Source organism: Streptomyces sp. NPDC040589 (assembly GCF_055594445.1).
In genome coordinates, this window is sequence record NZ_JBVIWP010000001.1 from 1470713 (window position 1) to 1490990 (window position 20278).

General features: G+C 71.7%; 19 protein-coding genes. 8 read left to right on the plus strand and 11 right to left on the minus strand.

What is annotated here, in order from left to right:
- Positions 1 to 43: 43 nt before the first annotated feature.
- Entirely contained in the window at positions 44 to 1798 is a 1755-nt protein-coding gene (argS, locus tag ACZ58V_RS06830) for an arginine--tRNA ligase (RefSeq protein WP_468188230.1), read from the plus strand.
- A 77-nt stretch (positions 1799 to 1875) separates the two neighbouring features.
- Here argS and ACZ58V_RS06835 read toward each other — a convergent pair whose 3' ends face one another.
- The gene (locus ACZ58V_RS06835; RefSeq protein WP_468186321.1) at positions 1876 to 2259 is read right to left on the minus strand and encodes a peptidase inhibitor family I36 protein; all 384 of its coding nucleotides are present in this window, start codon (positions 2257 to 2259) and stop codon (positions 1876 to 1878) included.
- A gap of 308 nt (positions 2260 to 2567) precedes the next feature.
- Between ACZ58V_RS06835 and ACZ58V_RS06840 the strand changes: the two genes are divergently transcribed.
- Both ACZ58V_RS06840 and ACZ58V_RS06845 read left to right on the plus strand, forming a co-directional pair.
- Positions 2568 to 3341, plus strand: coding sequence for a peptidoglycan-binding protein (locus ACZ58V_RS06840; RefSeq protein WP_468186318.1), 774 nt, complete (start codon positions 2568 to 2570; stop codon positions 3339 to 3341).
- Positions 3338 to 4168, plus strand: a complete 831-nt coding sequence (locus ACZ58V_RS06845; RefSeq protein WP_468186315.1) for a helix-turn-helix domain-containing protein — start codon at positions 3338 to 3340, stop codon at positions 4166 to 4168. Before ACZ58V_RS06840 ends, ACZ58V_RS06845 begins: the two co-directional genes overlap by 4 nt.
- Before the next feature lie 43 nt (positions 4169 to 4211).
- Here the strand turns inward: ACZ58V_RS06845 and ACZ58V_RS06850 are convergent, their stop codons facing one another.
- Positions 4212 to 4712: a DinB family protein gene (locus ACZ58V_RS06850; RefSeq protein WP_468186312.1), complete on the minus strand. Its 501-nt coding sequence runs from the start codon at positions 4710 to 4712 to the stop codon at positions 4212 to 4214.
- A gap of 79 nt (positions 4713 to 4791) precedes the next feature.
- Here ACZ58V_RS06850 and ACZ58V_RS06855 point away from each other — a divergent pair, with 79 nt between their 5' ends.
- On the plus strand, positions 4792 to 5577 hold the full coding sequence (locus ACZ58V_RS06855; protein ID WP_468186309.1) for a DUF4253 domain-containing protein: 786 nt from the start codon (positions 4792 to 4794) through the stop codon (positions 5575 to 5577).
- Here the strand turns inward: ACZ58V_RS06855 and ACZ58V_RS06860 are convergent.
- Both ACZ58V_RS06860 and ACZ58V_RS06865 read right to left on the minus strand, forming a co-directional pair.
- Positions 5540 to 6775, minus strand: a complete 1236-nt coding sequence (locus tag ACZ58V_RS06860) for an aminotransferase-like domain-containing protein (RefSeq protein ID WP_468186306.1) — start codon at positions 6773 to 6775, stop codon at positions 5540 to 5542. The genes ACZ58V_RS06855 and ACZ58V_RS06860 overlap by 38 nt on opposite strands.
- 137 nt (positions 6776 to 6912) lie before the next feature.
- Positions 6913 to 7815: an SAM-dependent methyltransferase gene (locus ACZ58V_RS06865; protein ID WP_471288689.1), complete on the minus strand. Its 903-nt coding sequence runs from the start codon at positions 7813 to 7815 to the stop codon at positions 6913 to 6915.
- Positions 7816 to 7900: 85 nt separating this feature from the next.
- Here ACZ58V_RS06865 and ACZ58V_RS06870 point away from each other — a divergent pair, with 85 nt between their 5' ends.
- Positions 7901 to 8257, plus strand: coding sequence for a hypothetical protein (locus ACZ58V_RS06870; protein WP_471288691.1), 357 nt, complete (start codon positions 7901 to 7903; stop codon positions 8255 to 8257).
- 3 nt (positions 8258 to 8260) lie between these two features.
- Here the strand turns inward: ACZ58V_RS06870 and ACZ58V_RS06875 are convergent, their stop codons facing one another.
- On the minus strand, positions 8261 to 9715 hold the full coding sequence (locus ACZ58V_RS06875; RefSeq protein WP_471288693.1) for a helix-turn-helix domain-containing protein: 1455 nt from the start codon (positions 9713 to 9715) through the stop codon (positions 8261 to 8263).
- Between the two features lie 104 nt (positions 9716 to 9819).
- On the opposite strand from ACZ58V_RS06875, the gene ACZ58V_RS06880 reads away from it, so the two are divergent.
- Positions 9820 to 10614: a DUF4232 domain-containing protein gene (locus tag ACZ58V_RS06880; protein ID WP_471288757.1), complete on the plus strand. Its 795-nt coding sequence runs from the start codon at positions 9820 to 9822 to the stop codon at positions 10612 to 10614.
- A 23-nt stretch (positions 10615 to 10637) separates the two neighbouring features.
- Here ACZ58V_RS06880 and hemB read toward each other — a convergent pair whose 3' ends face one another.
- Positions 10638 to 11636 carry a porphobilinogen synthase gene (hemB, locus tag ACZ58V_RS06885; RefSeq protein WP_468186294.1) on the minus strand — a complete coding sequence of 333 codons (999 nt, stop codon included), beginning with the start codon at positions 11634 to 11636 and terminating at the stop codon, positions 10638 to 10640.
- A 293-nt stretch (positions 11637 to 11929) separates the two neighbouring features.
- Here hemB and ACZ58V_RS06890 point away from each other — a divergent pair, with 293 nt between their 5' ends.
- The gene (locus tag ACZ58V_RS06890; RefSeq protein WP_468186291.1) at positions 11930 to 13318 is read left to right on the plus strand and encodes an FAD-binding oxidoreductase; all 1389 of its coding nucleotides are present in this window, start codon (positions 11930 to 11932) and stop codon (positions 13316 to 13318) included.
- A 45-nt stretch (positions 13319 to 13363) separates the two neighbouring features.
- Here the strand turns inward: ACZ58V_RS06890 and ACZ58V_RS06895 are convergent, their stop codons facing one another.
- The 5 genes from ACZ58V_RS06895 to ACZ58V_RS06915 form a co-directional block, all read right to left on the minus strand.
- On the minus strand, positions 13364 to 15070 hold the full coding sequence (locus tag ACZ58V_RS06895; RefSeq protein WP_468186288.1) for a bifunctional uroporphyrinogen-III C-methyltransferase/uroporphyrinogen-III synthase: 1707 nt from the start codon (positions 15068 to 15070) through the stop codon (positions 13364 to 13366).
- Positions 15067 to 16089 (minus strand): hydroxymethylbilane synthase, encoded by a 1023-nt coding sequence (gene hemC, locus ACZ58V_RS06900; protein ID WP_468186284.1) that lies wholly within the window; start codon positions 16087 to 16089, stop codon positions 15067 to 15069. Before hemC ends, ACZ58V_RS06895 begins: the two co-directional genes overlap by 4 nt.
- The gene (locus ACZ58V_RS06905; protein ID WP_471288695.1) at positions 16086 to 17840 is read right to left on the minus strand and encodes a glutamyl-tRNA reductase; all 1755 of its coding nucleotides are present in this window, start codon (positions 17838 to 17840) and stop codon (positions 16086 to 16088) included. The genes hemC and ACZ58V_RS06905 overlap by 4 nt, the downstream gene beginning before the upstream one ends.
- Positions 17837 to 18601 carry a redox-sensing transcriptional repressor Rex gene (locus tag ACZ58V_RS06910; RefSeq protein WP_468186279.1) on the minus strand — a complete coding sequence of 255 codons (765 nt, stop codon included), beginning with the start codon at positions 18599 to 18601 and terminating at the stop codon, positions 17837 to 17839. Before ACZ58V_RS06910 ends, ACZ58V_RS06905 begins: the two co-directional genes overlap by 4 nt.
- 313 nt (positions 18602 to 18914) lie before the next feature.
- Complete coding sequence (locus ACZ58V_RS06915; RefSeq protein ID WP_468188228.1) at positions 18915 to 19193, minus strand: glutaredoxin family protein; 279 nt, start codon at positions 19191 to 19193, stop codon at positions 18915 to 18917.
- A gap of 129 nt (positions 19194 to 19322) precedes the next feature.
- On the opposite strand from ACZ58V_RS06915, the gene ACZ58V_RS06920 reads away from it, so the two are divergent.
- Positions 19323 to 20240: an HAD family hydrolase gene (locus tag ACZ58V_RS06920; protein ID WP_468186276.1), complete on the plus strand. Its 918-nt coding sequence runs from the start codon at positions 19323 to 19325 to the stop codon at positions 20238 to 20240.
- The last annotated feature ends 38 nt before the right edge of the window (positions 20241 to 20278 follow it).

Below are 20278 nucleotides of genomic sequence, written 5' to 3' on the forward strand. Positions count from 1 at the left end.
GAGCGTGTCTATCGATTCCCACGAGGAGAACGGCATCCATCCCATGACCTCGGTCACGTCGCTCACCGATCAAGTCCAGCAGCGTCTCGCGAACGCCCTGTCGGCCACCCGGCCGGAGGCCGACGCCGATCCGCTGCTGCGACGTAGCGACCGGGCCGACTTCCAGGCCAACGGGATCCTGGCCCTCGCCAAGAAGGCCAAGTCGAACCCCCGGGAACTGGCGACGGAGGTCGTCGGCAACATCGTCACCGGTGACGTGATCAAGGACGTCGAGGTCTCCGGCCCCGGCTTCCTCAACATCACGATCGCCGACCGGGCGATCGCCGAGAACCTCGCCGCGCGGCACGCGGACGGCGAGCGTCTCGGCGTGCCGCTGAAGGAGAACGCGGGCATCACGGTCGTCGACTACGCCCAGCCGAACGTGGCGAAGGAGATGCACGTCGGTCACCTGCGGTCGGCGGTCATCGGCGACGCCCTGCGCGGCATGCTCGACTTCACCGGCGAGAAGACGATCGGCCGGCACCACATCGGCGACTGGGGCACCCAGTTCGGCATGCTCATCCAGTACCTGTTCGAGCACCCCGGCGAGCTGGCCCCCGCGGCCGACGTCGACGGCGAGCAGGCGATGAGCAACCTGAACCGGGTGTACAAGGCGTCGCGTGCGCTCTTCGACGCGGACGAGGAGTTCAAGGAGCGGGCCCGCAAGCGGGTCGTCGCCCTGCAGTCCGGTGACAAGGAGACGCTCGAGCTGTGGCAGCAGTTCGTGGACGAGTCGAAGGTCTACTTCTACTCCGTCTTCGAGAAGCTCGACATGGAGATCCGCGACGAGGAGATCGTCGGCGAGTCCGCCTACAACGAGGGCATGCCCGAGACCGCCCGCCTCCTGGAGGAGATGGGTGTCGCGGTGCGCTCCGAGGGCGCGCTCGTGGTGTTCTTCGACGAGATCCGCGGCAAGGACGACCAGCCGGTCCCGCTGATCGTGCAGAAGGCCGACGGCGGCTTCGGCTACGCGGCCTCCGACCTGACGGCGATCCGCAACCGCGTCCAGGACCTGCACGCCTCGTCCCTGCTCTACGTCGTGGACGTCCGTCAGTCGCTGCACTTCAAGATGGTCTTCGAGACGGCTCGCCGGGCAGGCTGGCTGAGCGACGGCGTCACCGCGCACAACATGGGCTACGGCACGGTGCTCGGGGCGGACGGCAAGCCGTTCAAGACGCGTGAGGGCGAGACCGTACGGCTGGAGGACCTGCTGGACGAGGCGGTGCAGCGGGCCGCCGAGGTCGTGCGGGAGAAGGCACAGGACCTCACCGAGGACGAGATCCAGGAGCGGGCCGCGCAGGTCGGCATCGGTGCCGTGAAGTACGCCGACCTGTCGACGTCGCCGAACCGGGACTACAAGTTCGACCTGGACCAGATGGTGTCGCTGAACGGCGACACGTCCGTCTACCTCCAGTACGCGTACGCCCGGATCCAGTCGATCCTGCGCAAGGCCGGCGAGACGAAGCCGGTCGCGCACCCGGAGCTCGGACTCGCCCCGGCGGAGCGGGCGCTCGGTCTGCACCTGGACGCGTTCGGCGACACGGTCTTCGAGGCCGCCGCGGAGTACGCCCCGCACAAGCTGGCGGCGTATCTGTACCAGCTGGCGTCGCTGTACACGTCGTTCTACGACAAGTGCCCGGTGCTGAAGGCCGAGACGCCCGAACAGATCGAGAACCGCCTGTTCCTCTGCGACATCACGGCCCGCACCCTCCACCAGGGCATGGGCCTGCTGGGCATCCGGACGCCCGAGCGGCTCTGATCCCGGCCCCTGACGACAGGCCGAGGGCGGCACTCCCCCGTTGAGTGCCGCCCTCGGGCGTTGTGGGGTGCCGCTGGTCAGCTGCAGTTGACCCACTCGTTGGACTTCTGGAACCAGACGGTGTCGCCGGTCCCCTTGACGCCCCGCGCGAGAACTCCGCTGTCTCCGCGGTGGTTCTTCTCCGTGTACCACTTGTAGTCACAGGACCTGCCGTGGTTGTACCAGGACTTGAAGCCCTGGAAGACCACGAACCCGGTGAGGTCCGCGTTCTTCCCCTCGACCTTCTGCATGCGGCCGGTGTAGTTCTTGCCGGCCCAGACGCAGAACCAGCCCGAGGGACAGTCCGACGCCGCCTGGGGCGAGGCCTCCGCCGCACCGGCCGTACCCGCGTTGCCGGCCAGCAGACCACCGGTCAGCGCGATCCCCCCGGCCATGACGGCGAGCTTCCTGGTCATACGCATGTGCTGTTCCCCCTTCGTGGACGGGCCGACCGCACCGGCCGGCTCGACAACGAGACTGCGGGCCGGGAGCCCGGCTCCACCACACCCGCCCCGCAAGTGACGCACTCACGGGACGTCCCACCCCCTGACCTGCCCGGACACCACCCGCCGGGACGGTACGGCGGGACGCTCGCGGCGTGCGGTGGCCGAATCGGTAGGGGGCGGCAGGGGGATCGGAACCGATGTATGGGGCACCGCGTGGATGCTGATGCAGAATGCGGCGGTAAGGGGACCGCTGACCACGGTCCGCGAACGCGAATGGGGGGAACATGTCGCGTTGGAAAGGGCTGCCCGAAGAACTGGATCCGCGGGTACGGCAGTTGGTGGTGCGATTACGCCGGGCCAAGGACCACAGCGGACTGAGCCTGCGCCGGCTCGCGGCGAAGACGGGCTACAGCACGTCTTCGTGGGAGCGCTACCTCAACGGCAGGACGCTCCCGCCCAGGGATGCCGTCGAGGCGATGGCCCGGCTCGACGGTGACGATCCGACCCGGCTGCTCGCGCTGCACGAGGTCGCCGCCGAGGCATGGGGCACGGTGGCCGAGCACCGCGGACCACCGGCCGGGCCCGGCACCGGCACCGGCACACCCCGCCCCCACGGCCGGGCGCTGCGGATCACCCTCGTCGCCGGGTCGGTGGCCCTGGTGCTGGCCGTCGCCACCGTGGTCCTGCTCGCCGTACGGCTCACGGACGGCGAGGGCAAGGCGGCCGCGACCCCCCTCACGGTGTCCGCGGCCACGCAGACACCGGGGTCGCCGAAGCAGTCGGAGCGCCCCACCTACACCTGCCGCGCGGAGCGGATCGACGGCCGCTGGTACACGGGCAACAGCCGCACCCGGAAGGCCGTCCTGGCGAAGGGCCACGCCGGACCGGAGGTGGCCGAGGCGCAGTGCCTGCTGCACGAGGCGGGCTTCTCACCGGGAGCCGTGGACGGCATCTTCGGCCCGCACACGCAACGCGCGGTCAAGGCGCTGCAGAAGCACTCCGGCCTGGTCGTGGACGGCATCATCGGCCCGCACACCTGGAAGGCCCTCCGGGGATGACGCGGCCCCCGCAGCACGCGCTGCCGCCGGAACGCGCCCGACTGGCCGCCGCGCTGAGGGAGTTGCGCACCGGCACGGGCCTGAGCCTGGCGGCCCTCGCGGCGAAGACCACGTTCAGCAAGTCGTCCTGGGAGCGCTACCTCAACGGCAAGACACTCCCGCCCGGCCAAGCGGTGCGGGAGCTGTGCCGCCTCGCGGGCGAACCGGAGGGCCGCTGCCTGGCGCTGTGGGAACTCGCGGAGTCGGAATGGAGCGGCCGGGCGGCGGCGCGGCCCACGGACGCGCCTGTGCCTGCGGACCCCCCGGGCGCGGACGCCGGGCATCCCGCCGGCGGCAGGGGCGCGGTCATGGCGATCCTCGCCTCGGTCTGCGCGATCGCGGCCGGCGGCCTCTCGGTCGCCCTGGTCCTCGTCGCGGGCCACACCGGCGACAGCCGCCCCTCCGCACCGCCTTCCTCAGCGCCGACGCCCCGCTGCCTGGGAGCCACCTGCGAGGGCCAGGACCCGATGCCCATGAAGTGCGGCACGCACCCGCTCACCCTCGCCTCGCACCGCACGTCCACCGGAGCCCACCTCGAACTGCGCTACAGCCCGGAGTGCGGGGCGGGCTGGGCGAGGATGTGGAGCACGCGCATCGGCGACCGCCTGGAGATGGACCCGGCCGACGACGTCACAAGCCGCCCGCACACCGCGGAGATCACGGACGGCATCGCCGCGCAGTCGTACGTCTACACCCCCATGACCGAGGCGAGACCGGGCGCGACCGTGCGGGCCTGCTTCCGCCCGGTGGCGGGAGGCAGCCGCGAATGCTTCGAGGCCCGCGTCTGACGGACCACCGTCCCCGTGTCCGTCCCCCGTCCCGTCCCCCGCCTCAACGCTGAGCCGTGCTGCTCGCGCCGTCCAGTGCCTCCCGGATGATGTCCGCGTGCCCGGCGTGCTGGGCCGTCTCCCGGATCAGATGCAGCAGGATCCGGCGCGCCGACCAGTACTCGCGTTCCGGCGGCGACCAGGGAGTCATCGGCAGGGGCAGGCCGCGGTCCAGATCCGGCAGCCCGGCCAGGGCCTCGTCGGTCGCCCGCGCGGCCGCCGTGTACGCCTCCAGCAGCCCGTCGAGCGTGTCGCCCTCGGCCATCCGGTACTGCTCCATGTCGAGCATGCCGTCCGGCAGTTCGCCGTCGCCCTTGACCATGACCCGGGTCCACGCCGCCTCCCCTTGAGCGAGATGCTTCACGATCCCGCCCAGGGTCAGCTCGCTCACGGTCGTACGCCGGGCGGCCCGCTCGTCGTCGAGTCCGCGCACGGTGATCAGCAGCAGTTCCCGCTGCTCGGCGAGCGCGTACGACAGGTCGGTCTTCTCCGAGGAAGTGGTCATGGGAGGACCGTACGGAGCAATTAGGTCAGCTCGCGTCCGCTGATGTCCCCTTGTCAGTGGTCGGATTTACAGTCACCCCATGGCGACACTTCCGAACCCGCTCCCGACCCTGGCGGCAGACCCGAGCGGCCGCGCCCAGGGACTTCGGCTCCCCGCCGGGACACTGGTCGACAGCACCGACGAGGGCCCCTGGCACGAGCCGTTGCTGTGGTGCGCGCAGGACCGGGCCGTGCCGGGTGGCTGGTCGGCGCTGGAGCCGACGCGGCGGGTCGGGCTGCTGCCGGTCGTGCTCGATGTGGGGGACGGGCATGGCGGGCCGGACAGCTGGGAGTTGATGCCCGGCGAGGTGTCCTACCCCGGGGACCACGACGCCGAGGAGGTGCTGGCGGAGTACTGGGAGGAGTGCGCGGCGGAGGACGACGCATGGCCCGGGCCCGCCAGGCCGACCGCTCGGGTCCAGGACCCGGACGCGGTCGCCACCACCATCGCCGACTCGCTGCTCGAAGCCGGCGGTCCGCTCAAGGACCCCCGCCTCGCCCTGGTCCCGGCCCGCCGCAGCGCCGACATCCCGACGGCGATCGGCTGGACGGGCCCGGCGAACCACGAGGGCGACACGGCCCGTATCAGCGCGGTGCTGCGCTCCTGGGAGGACCGCTTCGGCATACGGGTCGTGGCCCTCGGCTTCGACCATCTGCTGGTGTCGGTCGCCGCCCCGCCCACCACCCTCGCGGAGGCGGAGGCCGTCGCCGCTGAGCATTTCGCGTTCTGCCCGGACAACATCCTGCAGAGCCCCGACCCCACCCTGCGGGTTTACGCCGAGCGCCAGGTCATCGATCAGCCGACCTGGCACTTCTGGTGGGACTGAGCCCCTCCCCCAGCCTCCGCAGCCCCTCCCCGATCTCCTCGGGCGTCTGCGTCACGAAGCACAGCCGCAGGGTCGTGCGGTCGGGGTCGCCGGCGTAGAAGGGGGCGCCGGGGACATACGCCACGTCGTGCCGCACCACCTGCGGCAGCAGGGCCGTCGTGTCGTACGGCTCCGGCAGGCGCGCCCACAGGAACATGCCGCCCTCGGGCCGGTTCCAGACCGACCCCTCGGGCAGCGCTCCGGCCAGCCCCGCGAGCATGGCGTCCCGGCGTTCGCCGTACACGCCGGCGACACGCGTGACATGGGCGTCCAGGTCGTTGTCCGCCAGGTACCGGGCCGCGGCGAGTTGGTTGACGGTCGGGGTGTGCAGGTCGGCGGCCTGCTTGGCGACGGCACAGGCGCGCCGCAGCTCACCGGGCGCGCGCAGCCAGCCCAGCCGCATTCCGGGCGCCATGACCTTGGAGAAGCTGCCGAGCAGCACCGTACGGTCCTCGGCCCCCGGGTGGGAGGCGATCCACGGCACGCGTTCGCCCTCGTAGCGAAGCTCCCCGTAGGGGTCGTCCTCGACGATCCACAGCCCGCGCCGCGCGGCGACGGCGGCCACGGCGGCGCGTCGCTCGGCGGGCAGCGTACGTCCGGTGGGGTTCTGGAAGGTGGGCACGGTGTACAGCAGCTTGGGCCGCTCACGCACCACCAGATCCTCCAGCGTCTCGGGATCGACGCCATGCTCGTCCCCGGGCACGGCCACGACCCGCGCTCCGGCGAAGCCGAAGGCCTGAAGTGCCGCCAGATAGCAGGGGTTCTCGACGAGGACGGTGTCCCCCGGTTCGAGCAGCACGGTGGCCAGGAGCGAGAGGGCCTGCTGGGAGCCGGTGGTGATGAGCAGGTCCTCGGCGCCGGTCGGCAGGCCGCGCGCGCTGGTCCGGGCGGCGAGCGCGGCCCGCAGCACGGGCTCGCCCTCGGTCGTGGAGTACTGCAACGCCCGCTGGGGCACCTCGGCGAGCACCGCCCGGTACGCGGCCGCGATGCCCGCCGCGTCGAACAGCTCCGGCGCCGGCAGCCCGCCCGCGAAGTTGATCACCTCAGGGCGGGCGGTGACCGCAAGGATGTCCCGTACGGGGGAGCCGCCGACGGACCGGGCCCGCGCGGCGAGCGGCGGCACGGGAGAGCGGGTGGGCGCGTGGTCGGCGACGGTCATGACACGGCTCCTTCGGCTGCGGTGACGCCTCGTGCCCGCAGCCTAGGGAAATACATGCCGCCTACAAGAAGGCTTCCGGGATCCGGACACGGGAGCAGCCGGTCCGCTGCTCAGCCCGGGAGCAGCCGGTCCGCTGCTCAGCCCTTGGCCCCGATCCCCGCGTACACGTTGATGTCCGCGTCCGTGACGTCGTTGATGTCGCGGTAGCGGACCCTCTCGATGTCGTCGAGGCCGGCGAGGAAGGACTCCTCCGGCTGCTCGGGGACGGGGGCCGCGTGGTCGGGCCGCCAGCGGTGCGCCGGGACGACGCCCGGGTCGGCGATCTCCAGGAAGCTGTCCGTGAAGAACCGCTCGACGTCCGCCCGGGTCCGCAGCACGAAGGTGAACCCCCGCTCGGTGTACGTCCGCTGGACCGCGCGGATGTTCTCGGGGTTGAGGTCCTCGGTGAGATGGCTGAGCACCAGCCGGCTGCCGACGGGCAGCGCGTCGAGCAGCTCGCGCACCAGCGGATACGCCTCGGCGTCCTCGACGAAGTGCAGGATCGCGACCAGGCACAGCGCGACCGGCTGGTCGAAGTCCAGCGTCTTCGCGGCCTGTTCGAGGATGCGGGCCGGGTCCCGCAGATCGGCGTCGATGTAGTCCGTACGGCCCTCGGGCCCACTGGTCAGCAGGGCCCGCGCATGCGCGAGCACGACCGGGTCGTTGTCGACGTACACGACCCGCGACTCGGGGGCGACGCGCTGCGCGATCTGGTGCACGTTCTCGGCAGTCGGCAGCCCCGTGCCGATGTCGAGGAACTGCCGGATGCCGTCCTGCTCCACCAGCGTGGTCACCGCGCGGCGCAGGAAGTCGCGGTTGTGCCGGACGTCGAGGTACCCGCGCGGATTGGCGGCGAGCCCGGCGGCGGCCGCTTCCCGGTCGGCCGGGTAGTGGTCCTTGCCCCCGAGGAAGACGTCGTAGACCCGCGCCGGGTGCGCCTTGCCGCTGTCGATCCTCCTCTGCAGCTCGGCGGGATCCTGGCTGAGCGCGTCACCGGACATGGACGTCTCCTGAAGAGTAGGTGGTTCAATCAGCAACCACTCCGACGGTCAACAACCTAACGCCTCAAGTGATTTGATGGTGCCCATGGAGACCGGCGAGCGAGCGACGACGACCCTGTGGCGTCCCACCGGCCCCAAGGAACTGGACCTGCTGCGGGAGCTCGACTGGCGCGCCTGGCCGCCCCGGCTCCCCGAGCAGCCGATCTTCTGCCCGGTCCTCAACGAGGACTACGCCGTCAAGATCGCACGCGACTGGAACGTCAAGCACGACGGCGCCGGCTACGTCACCCGGTTCGAGGTCGACTCCGGGTTCCTGAGCCGCTACCCGGTCCAGCAGGCCGGCGGGCGGACGATCCTCGAACTGTGGGTCCCGGCCGAGGAGCTCGACGAGTTCAACGCCCACATCGTCGGGAAGATCGAGCTGGTCCACGAGTTCCACTGAGAGTCACTCAGTGGTCCCGGCCTCGACCCACTTGTCACCGCCCAGCGGGAACTCGTACGCCGGACGCCCGTTGTTCCCGCTCGTACGGAAGGGCCGGCCCTTGTCGTCCACCGTCAGCGTGCCGCGCCGGCTGCCGCTGGACCAGGTCAGCTCCAGGTACCAGCTGACGTCGTAGGCGGAGGCGTCGGCCCGGATGTAGTAGACCTCCGGGTCGGACTGGCTCACCGAGAACGGGAAGTCGTCATGTCCCGCCTCGGGGACGACGGAGGGACGCGCGGCATCGAGGGCGACCGTGAAGAAGCGCGTCGGGACGCCACCGCCGCAGCCGACGCCCGGATAGCCCATGGCGTAGTCGTTCCAGGCGAGCGGCGTCCGCTTGCCTGCCATACGGACCGTCAGCCCGTCGACGACCACCGTCTCCTTGCCGGTGCCCTGCACGGTGAGCTTCAGGAACTGCTGCCCCGACGGAACGGCCCCGTTCGCCGCCACCCAGGCAGTCGCGTCCTGCTCCAGCGGCGGCGGTCCGACCTGCCCCGGTGGACGGTTCACCAAGTAGCGCTGGGAACAAGGGCTTTCCCAGGCGTGCGGAGTGGTGTTCACGGTGAGGGGGACAGCGCCGGCGGCGGGGGCGCTCGTACGGCCGGGCCGGTCGCTGTCGCCTCCGGCGGCGGGGGCGCGCGAGGCAGGGGTCGCGGAGGCGGACTCCTTCCCCTCGCCCTTGCTCTTGTCCTTGTCCTTGTCCTTGCCGGTGCCGGCGGAGGAACTGCCCGAGGGCGACGCCGAGGCGACCGTGTCACCGTCCGGCGTCCGGCCACCGTCGGACACGACAGCCGCATCCCGACGCCCGTCGTCGTCCGCCCCGCCGGAGGGAACGGCCACGGCGAGCCCGACCCCGCCGAGGACGACGGCCAAGGCGATACCGGCGAGGAGGGCGGGCCGAGGACGTCGTGACCGGGGCGCCTCCGCAGCAGCCTCTTCCGGCTCCACCGGAAGTCCCGCTCCCGGAAGGCCAGTTCCCGGAAGTCCCGCTCCCGAAGAAGCCTCCTCCGCGGGCACCGCCTCCGAAGCCGACGCAACGGCACCCGAAGCCGACGCATCGACAACCGAAGCCGGATCCTCGGCACCCGAAGCCGGAACCTCGCCAACCGGAGCCACTGCCGCCGCCCCTGCCCCCACAGGCTCGGCCGAGCCCCCGCCCCCCTTGCGCCCCCGCCCCGCATCCGCCAGCACCCACCGCCGATGCAGCTCGACAAGCTCCCCGGGCGACGCCTTGCACAGCCGGGCGAGCCTCTCCACCGGCGCGTAATCGGCGGGCACGGCATCCCCGTTGCAGTACCGGTGCAGCGTCGACGTACTCATGTGGAGCCGCTTGGCGAGCACCCCGTAGCTCAGCCCGGAACGCTCCTTCAACTCCCCCAGCAGCGCGGCGAACTCCGCCGCGGCCGTGCCTTCCGACACCCTTCCTCCAACCCCCATGTCCCGTTCACCCGTTCCAGAGCAGGGACGTTTCCCCAGGTCACAGCGTGTACAGGCGTTCCAGCGTCCCTGATGGCCCGCCGGGTGTGGCGGCCGGGACGGATCACCGCACAAGCTCTGGTCATCCAAGCACGCCGCTCCCGGCCGACCGGTCGGCGGCTCGCTCGGGCCTTCTCGCCAACCGCCTTTGTCCGAAAGGGAACCCACCCATGCGCAAGCACCACGCCCTCCCCGTAGCCCTCCTGGCCGCCCTCGCCCTCACGGCGTGCGAGGACGGCACGGGCACACAGGACGAGGGTGCCGCGAAGCCCGAGGTGACGGCGTCGGCCACGTCCACCGACGCGAAGGGCGCGAAGCCCCAGGCGCCCACCGACGCGAAGGGCGCGCGGTCCGAGACGACCGGCAAGGCGCAGGGCGGGAACTCCGGGGCCACCGACCCCGCCGACCCGGCCAACCGCGTCTCCTGCAACGGCACCAACACCACCGTCACCGCCCAGCCGGTCCCCCGCCCCCTCAACCACATGCTGATCACGGTCAAGAACACCGGCTCGAAGTACTGCGACCTCACCTACTACCCGGTGCTGCGCTTCGACGAGATGCAGTGGGCCCCGCGGCCGATCGAGGACTCCAAGCCGCAGGCGGTCACGACCCTGGCCCCCGGCGAGTCCGGCTACGCGGGCGTGACGCTGTCAGCGGCCGACGGCAGCGGCGACGGCGGCACCACCGGCCACAAGCTCGCTGTCGGGTTCCAGGGCCGCACGCCGAACAGCAGCGGCGGCCCCTCCGCACTCCCGTCCCTCCCGGCCAAGGGCATGTACTACGACAGCTCGCTGACGACCACGTACTGGCTGCGGGACATGGACGAGGCCCTGACCTACTGATCCCCGGCCTACTGCTCCTTGACCTACTGCTCCTTGAGCTTCTGGGCCGCTTCGGTGGCCCAGTAGGTGAGGATGTTCCGCGCACCGGCCCGCCGGATGCCGGTCAGGGACTCCATGATCGCCCGGTCCCGGTCGATCCAGCCCCTCTCGGCGGCGGCCTCGATCATCGAGTACTCGCCGGAGATCTGATACGCGGCGACGGGCACGTCCGAGGCGTCCGCGACCCGGGCGAGGATGTCCAGGTAGGGCCCGGCCGGCTTGACCATCACCATGTCGGCGCCCTCCTCGATATCGAGGGCCAGCTCCCGCAGGGACTCCCGCACATTGCCGGGGTCCTGCTGATAGGTCTTCCGGTCCCCCTGCAGGGACGAGCCGACGGCCTCCCGGAAGGGCCCGTAGAACGCGGAGGCGTACTTCACGGTGTAGGCGAGGATGGCGACATCCTCCCGCCCGATCTGGTCGAGGGCGTCACGGATGACTCCGACCTGCCCGTCCATCATCCCGCTGGGGCCGACCACATGGGCCCCGGCGTCGGCCTGGACCTGGGCCATCTCGGCGTACCGCTCCAGGGTCGCGTCGTTGTCGACCCGCCCCTCGGAGTCCAGCACCCCGCAGTGCCCGTGGTCGGTCGTCTCGTCGAGACACAGATCGGCCATGACCAGCAGGTCGTCCCCCACTTCGGCCCGCACGTCCCGGAGGGCGACCTGCAGAATCCCGTCCGGGTCGGTGCCCGGCGTCCCGAGGCCGTCCTTCTTCGACTCCTCCGGCACGCCGAACAGCATGATCCCGGAGACCCCCGCCGCGACCGCCTCCGCGGCGGCCTTCTTCAGACTGTCCCGCGTGTGCTGCACGACCCCGGGCATGGCCCCGATCGGCACCGGCTCACTGACGCCCTCGCGCACGAAGGCCGGAAGGATGAAATCGGCGGGGTGGAGCCGGGTCTCGGCGACCATCCGACGCATGACGGGGTTACTCCGCAAACGCCGCGGCCGAGTACCGGGAAAAGATCCGTACGTCGTCATGCCACCTACGCTACGCCCGCCCAAAACGTCCCGATGCCGACGCCCTGTCGCGTAAACCGCGGGCAATCGTGCCGCTGAGGGCGGCGCCCGTCCCAAAGAGGCGGCACCCCGCCACGCCGGGCTGCGAAACTCCCCGCCCTCAGCCCCAACGCCGAGCACCCGAAGTCCACAGCCCCACAATGCGCCCCCACCCACCCAGGTCCATCCTGAAATCAAAGGACAAGGACCCCGACGGCCTGGCCCCACCACCCCGCCGCCGCCGTCCCTCCGTACGCCCATCCACGGAGGACGCGATGACCGCCCCCCACCACATTCCCGACCTCTTCGCCCTGTCGGACATACACGGCCCGGTCCTACGCCCCGGCGACCCCGCCTACGCCGACGAAGTCACCGGCTTCAACCTGGCCGCCCTGCACACCCCCGACATCGTCATAGGAGCCACCGGCCCCGACGACATCGTCACCGCCATGCGCTGGGCGAAGGCCACCGACACCCCCGTAGCCGTCCAGGCGACCGGCCACGGCGCCAACTTCCCCATCGAACAGGGCCTGTTGATCAACACCGCCCGCATGACCGACGTGCGGATAGACCCCACCTCCCGCACCGCCACCATCGCCGCGGGCGCGAAGTGGAGCCACGTCATGGCCGCGGCCGCCCCCCACGGCCTGGCCGGCCTCAGCGGCACCTCCACGGACGCGGGCGTCATCGGCTACACCCTCGGCGGCGGACTCCCGGTCCTCGGCCGCGCCTACGGCTACGCCGCCGACCTGGTCCGTTCCTTCCAGGTCGTCACCCCGGACGGCCTGCTGCGCGAGACGGACCCCGAGCACGAACCGGAACTGTTCTGGGCCCTGCGCGGCGGCAAGGGCAACGTAGGCGTCGTCACCTCGCTCGTGACCGACCTGCTCCCCCTCCCCCGCCTCTACGGCGGCGGCATCTACTGCCCGGGCGAGCACACGGAAGCTCTCCTCCACACCTGGGCGGACTGGACCCGCACCGTCCCGGACGAGATGTGCAGCGCGTTCACGATCCTGCGCCTCCCACCGATCCCCCAGATCCCGGAGCCCCTGCGCGGCGGCTTCTGGGCCCGCGTGGCGATCGCCTGGCCCGGCCTCCCGGCCGAGGGCGAGGCCCTGATCGCACCGCTCCGCGCAGCCGCCCCCGTGGCCGTCGACACGGTCGAGGTCATGGACCACGCGGCCCTGGACCGAATCCACATGGAACCCCAGGACCCGCTCCCCGCGAGGGAGTCCTGCCTGCTCCTGCGCGACCTGACCCCCGACGCCATCCGCACGTTCCTGGAGCAGGCCGGCCCCACGGCCGGTGCCGACTATCCCCTGCTGATGGTCGAGGTACGTCATATGGGCGGCGCGATGGCCCGCCCGTCCGCCGTCGAGGACGCCGTCTGCTCCCGCGACGCCCAGTACTTCGTCGACTCGGTCGGCATCCTGGCCGCCCCGCCCGCCGCCGAGGCCCTCGAACAGGCGACGGCACGGCTCTACAGCGCGATGGCCCCCTACGGGACGGGCCGCACCATGGTCAACATCCACGGCACCCCGGGCGACGAACAGGACATCGCCCGCGCCTGGACCCCGGAGGTCTACGCACGCCTACGCCACGACAAGGCCACCTACGACCCGGCGAACCTGCTGCGCTACGGCCACGCGGTGACTCCCGCGTAGCCGCAGCCCACATCCTCGGTCCGCCGTCGCCCTACCGGCTCGGATTCACGTCGTCGAACGCCGCCGCCGCGCCCCCGGCCGCCGTTCGCTCGGCCGGGTGACCGCGTCCCCGGCCTCGACAGCGGCGGCTCTGCGCTTCGCGCCGAAGTCGGCCAGCGCCTCGGCCAGCTTGTGCACGGACGGCTCGGGCGCCATGACGTCCACCCGGAGCCCGTGCTCCTCGGCGGTCTTCGCCGTGGCCGGGCCGATACACGCGATCACGGTCACGTTGTGCGGCTTGCCGGCGATACCGACCAGGTTCCGCACGGTCGACGACGACGTGAACAGCACGGCGTCGAACCCGCCGCCCTTGATCGCCTCGCGCGTCTCCGCCGGAGGCGGCGAGGCCCGCACGGTCCGGTAGGCCGTGACGTCGTCGACCTCCCAGCCCAGCTCGATCAGCCCGGCGACCAGCGTCTCCGTGGCGATGTCGGCCCGCGGCAGGAACACCCGGTCGATCGGGTCGAAGACCGGGTCGTACGGCGGCCAGTCCTCCAGCAGACCGGCGGCGCTCTGCTCTCCGCTCGGCACCAGGTCCGGCTTCACGCCGAAGGCGATCAGCGCCTTGGCCGTCTGCTCGCCCACCGCCGCGACCTTGATCCCGGCGAAGGCCCGGGCGTCGAGCCCGTACTCCTCGAACTTCTCCCGCACGGCCTTGACCGCGTTCACCGAGGTGAAGGCGATCCACTCGTAGCGGCCCGTCACGAGGCCCTTGACCGCCCGCTCCATCTGCTGGGGCGTGCGCGGCGGCTCGACGGCGATGGTCGGCACCTCGTGCGGCACGGCACCGTACGACCGCAGCTGGTCGGAGAGCGACGCCGCCTGCTCCTTCGTGCGCGGCACGAGCACCTTCCAGCCGAACATCGGCTTGGACTCGAACCACGCGAGCTGGTCGCGCTGGGCGGCCGCGGAACGCTCACCGACCACGGCTATCACCGGCCGGCCGCCGTCCGGCGAGGGCAGCACCTTGGCCTGCTTCAGCGTCTGCGCGATCGTGCCGAGCGTGGCGGTCCAGGTGCGCTGCCGGGTGGTCGTACCGGCGACGGTGACCGTCATCGGGGTGTCCGGCTTGCGGCCCGCGGAGACCAGCTCGCCGGCCGCCGCGGCGACGGAGTCCAGCGTGGTGGACACGACCACCGTGCCGTCCGACGCCCCGACCTCCGTCCAGCACCGGTCCGACGCCGTCCGGGCGTCCACGAACCGCACGTCCGCGCCCTGCGCGTCCCGCAGCGGCACACCGGCGTACGCGGGCACACCGACGGCGCTCGCGATACCGGGGACGACCTCGAAGGGCACCCCGGCGGCGGCGCACGCCAGCATCTCCTCGGCGGCGTACGTGTCGAGGCCCGGGTCACCGGACACCGCACGCACGACCCGCCTGCCGCCCCGCGCGGCCTCCATGACAAGATGTGCGGCATCCCGCACCGCGGGGGCCGCGGCGGTGGTTGACGTGCCGTCAACTACCGTCAGCTGGGGCGTCCCTGTGCCCGGCGCCGGATCCTGGGAAGGATCCGAATCCGTGTGCACCTCGGAGACGCCCTGCCTGGCGTGCTGACGTACGACGTCGAGCACCTCGTGCTCGGCGACGAGAACGTCCGCGCTCGCCAGCGCCTCTACGGCGCGCAGAGTTAGCAGTCCCGGATCTCCGGGTCCGGCACCCAGGAAGGTGACGTGCCCGTGTTCAGGACCGGCGGAAAGGGTGGTGGGGCTCAATGTGCTCGCTCCCCCATCAGACCGGCCGCGCCCTGGGCGAGCATCTCGGCCGCGAGTTCGCGACCGAGCGCCATTGCCCCGTCGTGCGTCTCGGGCACGGGACCGGTGGTGGACAGCTGCACCATGCGCGTGCCGTCGGTCGTACCGACGGCGGCGCGCAGGCGCATTTCCTTGACAATCTGCCCGTCGGCCAGCAAGTCGGCCAAAGCGCCCACGGGAGCGCTGCAGCCGGCCTCCAGGGCGGCGAGCAGTGACCGCTCGGCCGTCACGGCGACCCGCGTGAACGGGTCGTCGAGTTCGGCGAGCGCGGCGACGAGGTCCGCGTTGTCTGCGGCACACTCGATCGCGAGAGCCCCCTGGCCGGGGGCGGGCAAAACCGTGTCGACCGACAGGAAGTCGGTCACTTCGTCACCGCGGCCGATCCGGTTCAGTCCGGCGGCGGCCAGCACGACGGCGTCGAGCTCACCGCCCCGCACGTATCCGATCCGGGTGTCGACGTTGCCGCGGATCGGGACCGTCGCTATGTCCAGTCCGTGGCCGCGCGCGTACGAGTTGAGCTGGGCCATGCGGCGCGGCGAACCCGTACCGATGCGGGCCCCGCTCGGCAGGTCGGTGAACTTCAGCGCGTCCCGGGCGACGATCACGTCCCGCGGGTCCTCCCGCACGGGTACGGCCGCCACGACCAGGTCGTCGGGCTGCGCGGTCGGCAGGTCCTTCAGCGAGTGCACCGCGAAGTCGACCTCGCCCTTGAGCAGCGCGTCGCGCAGGGCGGTCACGAACACGCCGGTGCCGCCGATCTGGGCGAGCTGCTCGCGCGAGGTGTCGCCGTACGTGGTGATCTCGACGAGCTCCACGGGCCGCCCGGTCACCCGGGTCACGGCCTCGGCCACCTGCCCGGACTGGGCCATGGCGAGCCTGCTCCGGCGGGTACCGAGCCGTAGTGCCCCTGCTTCATCCGCTCGACGCGGGGACGCTTCAGCCGGTGCGGCGCGTCCCCGCGGCTCCCGCGTGTCGTTCATGCCGGCCCTCGGTTCTTCTCGGTAGTGCTGTCCTCGGCGCGGGAGACGGCGGCCACCGTCTCGGGGTCGAGGTCGAACAGGGTCCGCAGCGCGTCCGCGTACCCGGCGCCGCCGGGCTCGGCCGCGAGCTGCTTGACCCGGACGGTCGGCGCGTGCAGCAGTTTGTCGACCACGCGCCGCACGGTCTGGGTGATCTCCGCGCGGTGCTTGTCGTCGAGGCCGGGCAGCCTTCCGTCCAGCCGGGCGATCTCGCCTGCCACGACATCGGCGGCCATGGTGCGCAGGGCGACCACGGTCGGTGTGATGTGCGCGGCCCGCAGTGCTGCCCCGAAGGCCGCGACCTCGTCGGAGACGATACGCCGGACCTGGTCCACATCGGCAGCCATCGGAGCGCCCGCGGAGGCTTCCGCCAGCGACTCGATGTCCACCAGCCGCACGCCGGCCAGCCGGTGCACGGCCGCGTCTATGTCGCGCGGCATCGCCAGGTCCAGCAGGAAGAGCACGGGCTGCGGCCGCGGCGGCTCCTCGACCGGCTCGGGCCGGCGCCGCTCGGGGATCCGCCCGACGGTGGCCACGGTCGCGGCGAGCGCGGCGATGGCGTCGGCGTCCGGGGCGGGGTCGAGCGGGTCGATCGTCCCCGGCCTCGCCGGTGCGCCCGCCGTCCGCTGGGCGCCGCCCACCGCGCCGTTGTCCACCCATGCCGCGTGCTGTTCGAGATCGGCGGCGGCCATCCCGGCCACGGCCGCCTCGCCCAGCACGGAGAATCCCGCGGTGTTCTGCACGGAGGCCAGGTCCAGCGGACAGCCGTCCTCGTTGCCGAGGCTGGTGGCCGGCAGGTCGTCCTGCCCGGCGCCCGGCCCGGACGAACGATCCGGCTCGTCCTCGGCCACGGACCAGGGCGCGGCCGTACGGCCCTCCACGGCGGCGGCAGCGACCGCCTCGGCGGTCAGGACCAGGCCGGTCGCGCCGGTACAGGAGACGGCGACGTCGGCACGTGTCAGCTCGGCCGGCACCGATTCCATCGGGACCGCGCGGGCCGCCACGTCCGTGTCGTCGCCCTCCATGAGGATCCGGGCGAGGCGCTCGGCCCGGTCGAAGGTCCGGTTGGCGACGACGACCTCGGCGACACCGGCACGCGCGAGCGTCGCCGCCGCCAGGGAGGACATCGAACCGGCCCCGATGACCAGGGCCTTCTTGCCCCGGGCCCATTCCTGTATGTCACCGCCCTGCGCCAGCTGCTCCAGGCCGAAGGTGACCAGGGACTGCCCCGCGCGGTCGATGCCGGTCTCGGAGTGGGCGCGCTTGCCGACCCGCAGGGCCTGCTGGAACAGGTCGTTCAGCAGGCGGCCCGCGGAGTGCAGGTCCTGGGCCCGGGCCAGGGAGTCCTTGATCTGGCCGAGGATCTGTCCCTCGCCGACGACCATCGAGTCCAGCCCGCAGGCCACCGAGAACAGGTGGTGGACGGCCCGGTCCTCGTAGTGCACGTAGAGATAGGGGGTGAGCTCCTCGAGGCCGACCCCGCTGTGCTGGGCGAGCAGCGTGGACAGCTCGGCGACACCGGCGTGGAACTTGTCCACGTCGGCGTAGAGCTCGATGCGGTTGCAGGTGGCGAGCACCGCGGCCTCGGTGGCCGGCTCGGCGGCGACCGTGTCCTGCAGCAGCTTGACCTGCGCGTCCGCGCTCAGCGAGGCCCGCTCCAGGACGCTGACCGGGGCGCTGCGGTGGCTGAGTCCGACGACGAGAAGGCTCATGCCGGCATCACGGCGGGCATGTCCCCGTCAGGCCCCTGGTCGGCGGACTCGCTGCGGGCGGCGACGGCCGGGGCGCCCCCGTCGGAGGCGGCGGCCTCCTCGCCGGCCTTGCGCTGCTCGTGGAAGGCGAGGATCTGCAGCTCGATGGAGAGGTCGACCTTGCGCACGTCGACCCCGTCCGGGACGGACAGCACGGTCGGCGCGAAGTTCAGGATGGAGGTGACACCGGCGGCCACGAGCCGCTCGCAGACCGCCTGGGCGGCACCGGCGGGGGTGGCGATGACACCGATCGACACGCCGTTGTCCTGGATGATCTTCTCCAGGTCGTCGGAGTGCTGCACGGGGATACCGGCGACGGGCTTGCCGGCCATGGCCGGGTCGGCGTCGATCAGCGCGGCGACCCGGAAGCCGCGGGAGGCGAACCCGCCGTAGTTGGCGAGCGCGGCGCCGAGGTTACCGATACCGACGATCACAACCGGCCAGTCCTGGGTGAGGCCCAGTTCGCGGGAGATCTGGTAGACGAGATACTCGACGTCGTAGCCGACACCCCTCGTGCCGTACGACCCCAGGTACGAGAAGTCCTTGCGCAGCTTCGCGGAGTTGACCCCCGCGGCGGCCGCGAGCTCCTCGGAGGAGACCGTGGGTACCGAGCGCTCCGACAGCGCGGTCAGCGCGCGGAGATACAGCGGAAGCCGGGCGACGGTGGCCTCGGGAATCCCTCGGCTGCGGGTCGCCGGTCGGTGAGTTCGGCCAGTTGCCACGGTGCTCCTGCGGGTAGAGCGGGGCTGTAGGCGGTCATACGTCCCTACATGACCGCCCCGTCGAAAGCAGGCTATGTCTTTGTGAACGCGTGCACAAAGATGGTGTCCGTTTTGCCCGCCCAACGTGACCGGGCTCACGCGCCCCCGGCGCACTCCCGGGGAACCGGCGCACAAGCGCCGTCGTTCCTTCGCTTCTGGGGGCAAAACCGCACACTCTCCTCTGTGTATCCCGCCCCCGAGACCAGTCACCCTCGATCCTAAGCGACCCTTACGGCCGCTTTGGACTGCTCGGTCAGTCGCTCAGCGGCCGGACTCAGTCGGTCAGGGCCTTGCGCAGGCGCCCCTCGTTCACGCGCCAGAACGTGTGCTGCCTGCCGTCCACCAGCACAACCGGGATCTGCTCCCAGTACCGGTCGTGCAGTTCCCGATCCTCGGTGATGTCCTTCTGCTCCCAGGGGACTCCGAGATCACCGCACACCTTCTCCACAACGACCTGTGCGTCATCACACAGATGACATCCGGGCTTGCGGATCAGGGTGACGAGCCGGTCCCGAGGGGGTGTGCGGCGAAAGAGGGGACTCATGTCGGCCATTGTCGCGCGCCCGGGACGCGCCGGCCCCTGCTCCTCCAGCGGCATCTTTAACGACACGCTCGCCGAGAGTTCACAGGCTCCAAACCTCTCGACTCCGGAACCCCCGAACAAACTGGCTATGCTCACGCCATGGCCGCTCTCGGATGGCTCACTCCCCGTAGGCGCTCCGCCACGGCGCGGAGCGTTTTGGCAGGCGAGGCCTCGGCGGAGGCAGCCCGCAAATCCACGCAGGAAGCTTCCGGCACGACCGAGGAACCGCAGTTCCCGGTCCACGGCGACGACCAGGCCGCCGCCTTCTTCGACCTGGACAACACCGTCATGCAGGGCGCCGCGCTCTTCCACTTCGGGCGGGGCCTGTACAAGCGGAAGTTCTTCGAGACCCGCGACCTCGCGAAGTTCGCCTGGCAGCAGGCGTGGTTCCGGCTGGCCGGGGTCGAGGACCCCGAGCACATGCAGGAGGCCCGCGACTCGGCGCTGTCGATCGTCAAGGGCCACCGCGTCGCCGAACTCCAGTCGATCGGTGAGGAGATCTACGACGAGTACATGGCCGAGCGCATCTGGCCCGGCACCCGCGCCCTCGCCGAGGCCCACCTGGACGCGGGCCAGAGGGTCTGGCTGGTGACGGCTGCCCCCGTCGAGATCGCCCAGGTCATCGCCCGCCGCCTGGGCCTGACCGGCGCACTGGGCACGGTCGCCGAGTCGGTCGACGGCGTCTACACGGGCAAGCTCGTCGGCGAACCGCTGCACGGCCCCGCGAAGGCCGAGGCGGTCCGCGCGCTGGCCGCGGCGGAGGGCCTGGACCTGACCCGCTGCGCCGCCTACAGCGACTCGCACAACGACATCCCGATGCTGTCCCTGGTCGGCCACCCCTACGCCATCAACCCGGACTCCAAGCTGCGCAGGCACGCCCGCCAGCTGGACTGGCGCCTGCGCGACTACCGCACGGGCCGCAAGGCGGCCAAGGTCGGCATCCCCGCCGCGGCCGGCGTGGGGGCCGTGGCGGGCGGCACGGCGGCCGCGATCGCCCTGCACCGACGTCGTCGCTGACGACCCGATCAATCCGGGACACCATCGTTTGCGGGATG

What these genes read in the sequence shown, in the direction of transcription:
- hemB (WP_468186294.1), bottom strand. Translation starts at nt 11,636, where the DNA reads ATGACGACGTACGGATCTTTTCCCGGTACTCGGCCGCGGCGTTTGCGG.
- ACZ58V_RS06845 (WP_468186315.1), top strand. Translation starts at nt 3,338, where the DNA reads ATGACGCGGCCCCCGCAGCACGCGCTGCCGCCGGAACGCGCCCGACTG.
- ACZ58V_RS06850 (WP_468186312.1), bottom strand. Translation starts at nt 4,712, where the DNA reads ATGACCACTTCCTCGGAGAAGACCGACCTGTCGTACGCGCTCGCCGAG.
- argS (WP_468188230.1), top strand. Translation starts at nt 44, where the DNA reads ATGACCTCGGTCACGTCGCTCACCGATCAAGTCCAGCAGCGTCTCGCG.
- hemC (WP_468186284.1), bottom strand. Translation starts at nt 16,089, where the DNA reads ATGAACGACACGCGGGAGCCGCGGGGACGCGCCGCACCGGCTGAAGCG.
- ACZ58V_RS06915 (WP_468188228.1), bottom strand. Translation starts at nt 19,193, where the DNA reads ATGGCCGACATGAGTCCCCTCTTTCGCCGCACACCCCCTCGGGACCGG.
- ACZ58V_RS06870 (WP_471288691.1), top strand. Translation starts at nt 7,901, where the DNA reads ATGGAGACCGGCGAGCGAGCGACGACGACCCTGTGGCGTCCCACCGGC.
- ACZ58V_RS06860 (WP_468186306.1), bottom strand. Translation starts at nt 6,775, where the DNA reads ATGACCGTCGCCGACCACGCGCCCACCCGCTCTCCCGTGCCGCCGCTC.
- ACZ58V_RS06890 (WP_468186291.1), top strand. Translation starts at nt 11,930, where the DNA reads ATGACCGCCCCCCACCACATTCCCGACCTCTTCGCCCTGTCGGACATA.
- ACZ58V_RS06855 (WP_468186309.1), top strand. Translation starts at nt 4,792, where the DNA reads ATGGCGACACTTCCGAACCCGCTCCCGACCCTGGCGGCAGACCCGAGC.
- ACZ58V_RS06840 (WP_468186318.1), top strand. Translation starts at nt 2,568, where the DNA reads ATGTCGCGTTGGAAAGGGCTGCCCGAAGAACTGGATCCGCGGGTACGG.
- ACZ58V_RS06835 (WP_468186321.1), bottom strand. Translation starts at nt 2,259, where the DNA reads ATGCGTATGACCAGGAAGCTCGCCGTCATGGCCGGGGGGATCGCGCTG.
- ACZ58V_RS06905 (WP_471288695.1), bottom strand. Translation starts at nt 17,840, where the DNA reads ATGAGCCTTCTCGTCGTCGGACTCAGCCACCGCAGCGCCCCGGTCAGC.
- ACZ58V_RS06920 (WP_468186276.1), top strand. Translation starts at nt 19,323, where the DNA reads ATGGCCGCTCTCGGATGGCTCACTCCCCGTAGGCGCTCCGCCACGGCG.
- ACZ58V_RS06865 (WP_471288689.1), bottom strand. Translation starts at nt 7,815, where the DNA reads ATGTCCGGTGACGCGCTCAGCCAGGATCCCGCCGAGCTGCAGAGGAGG.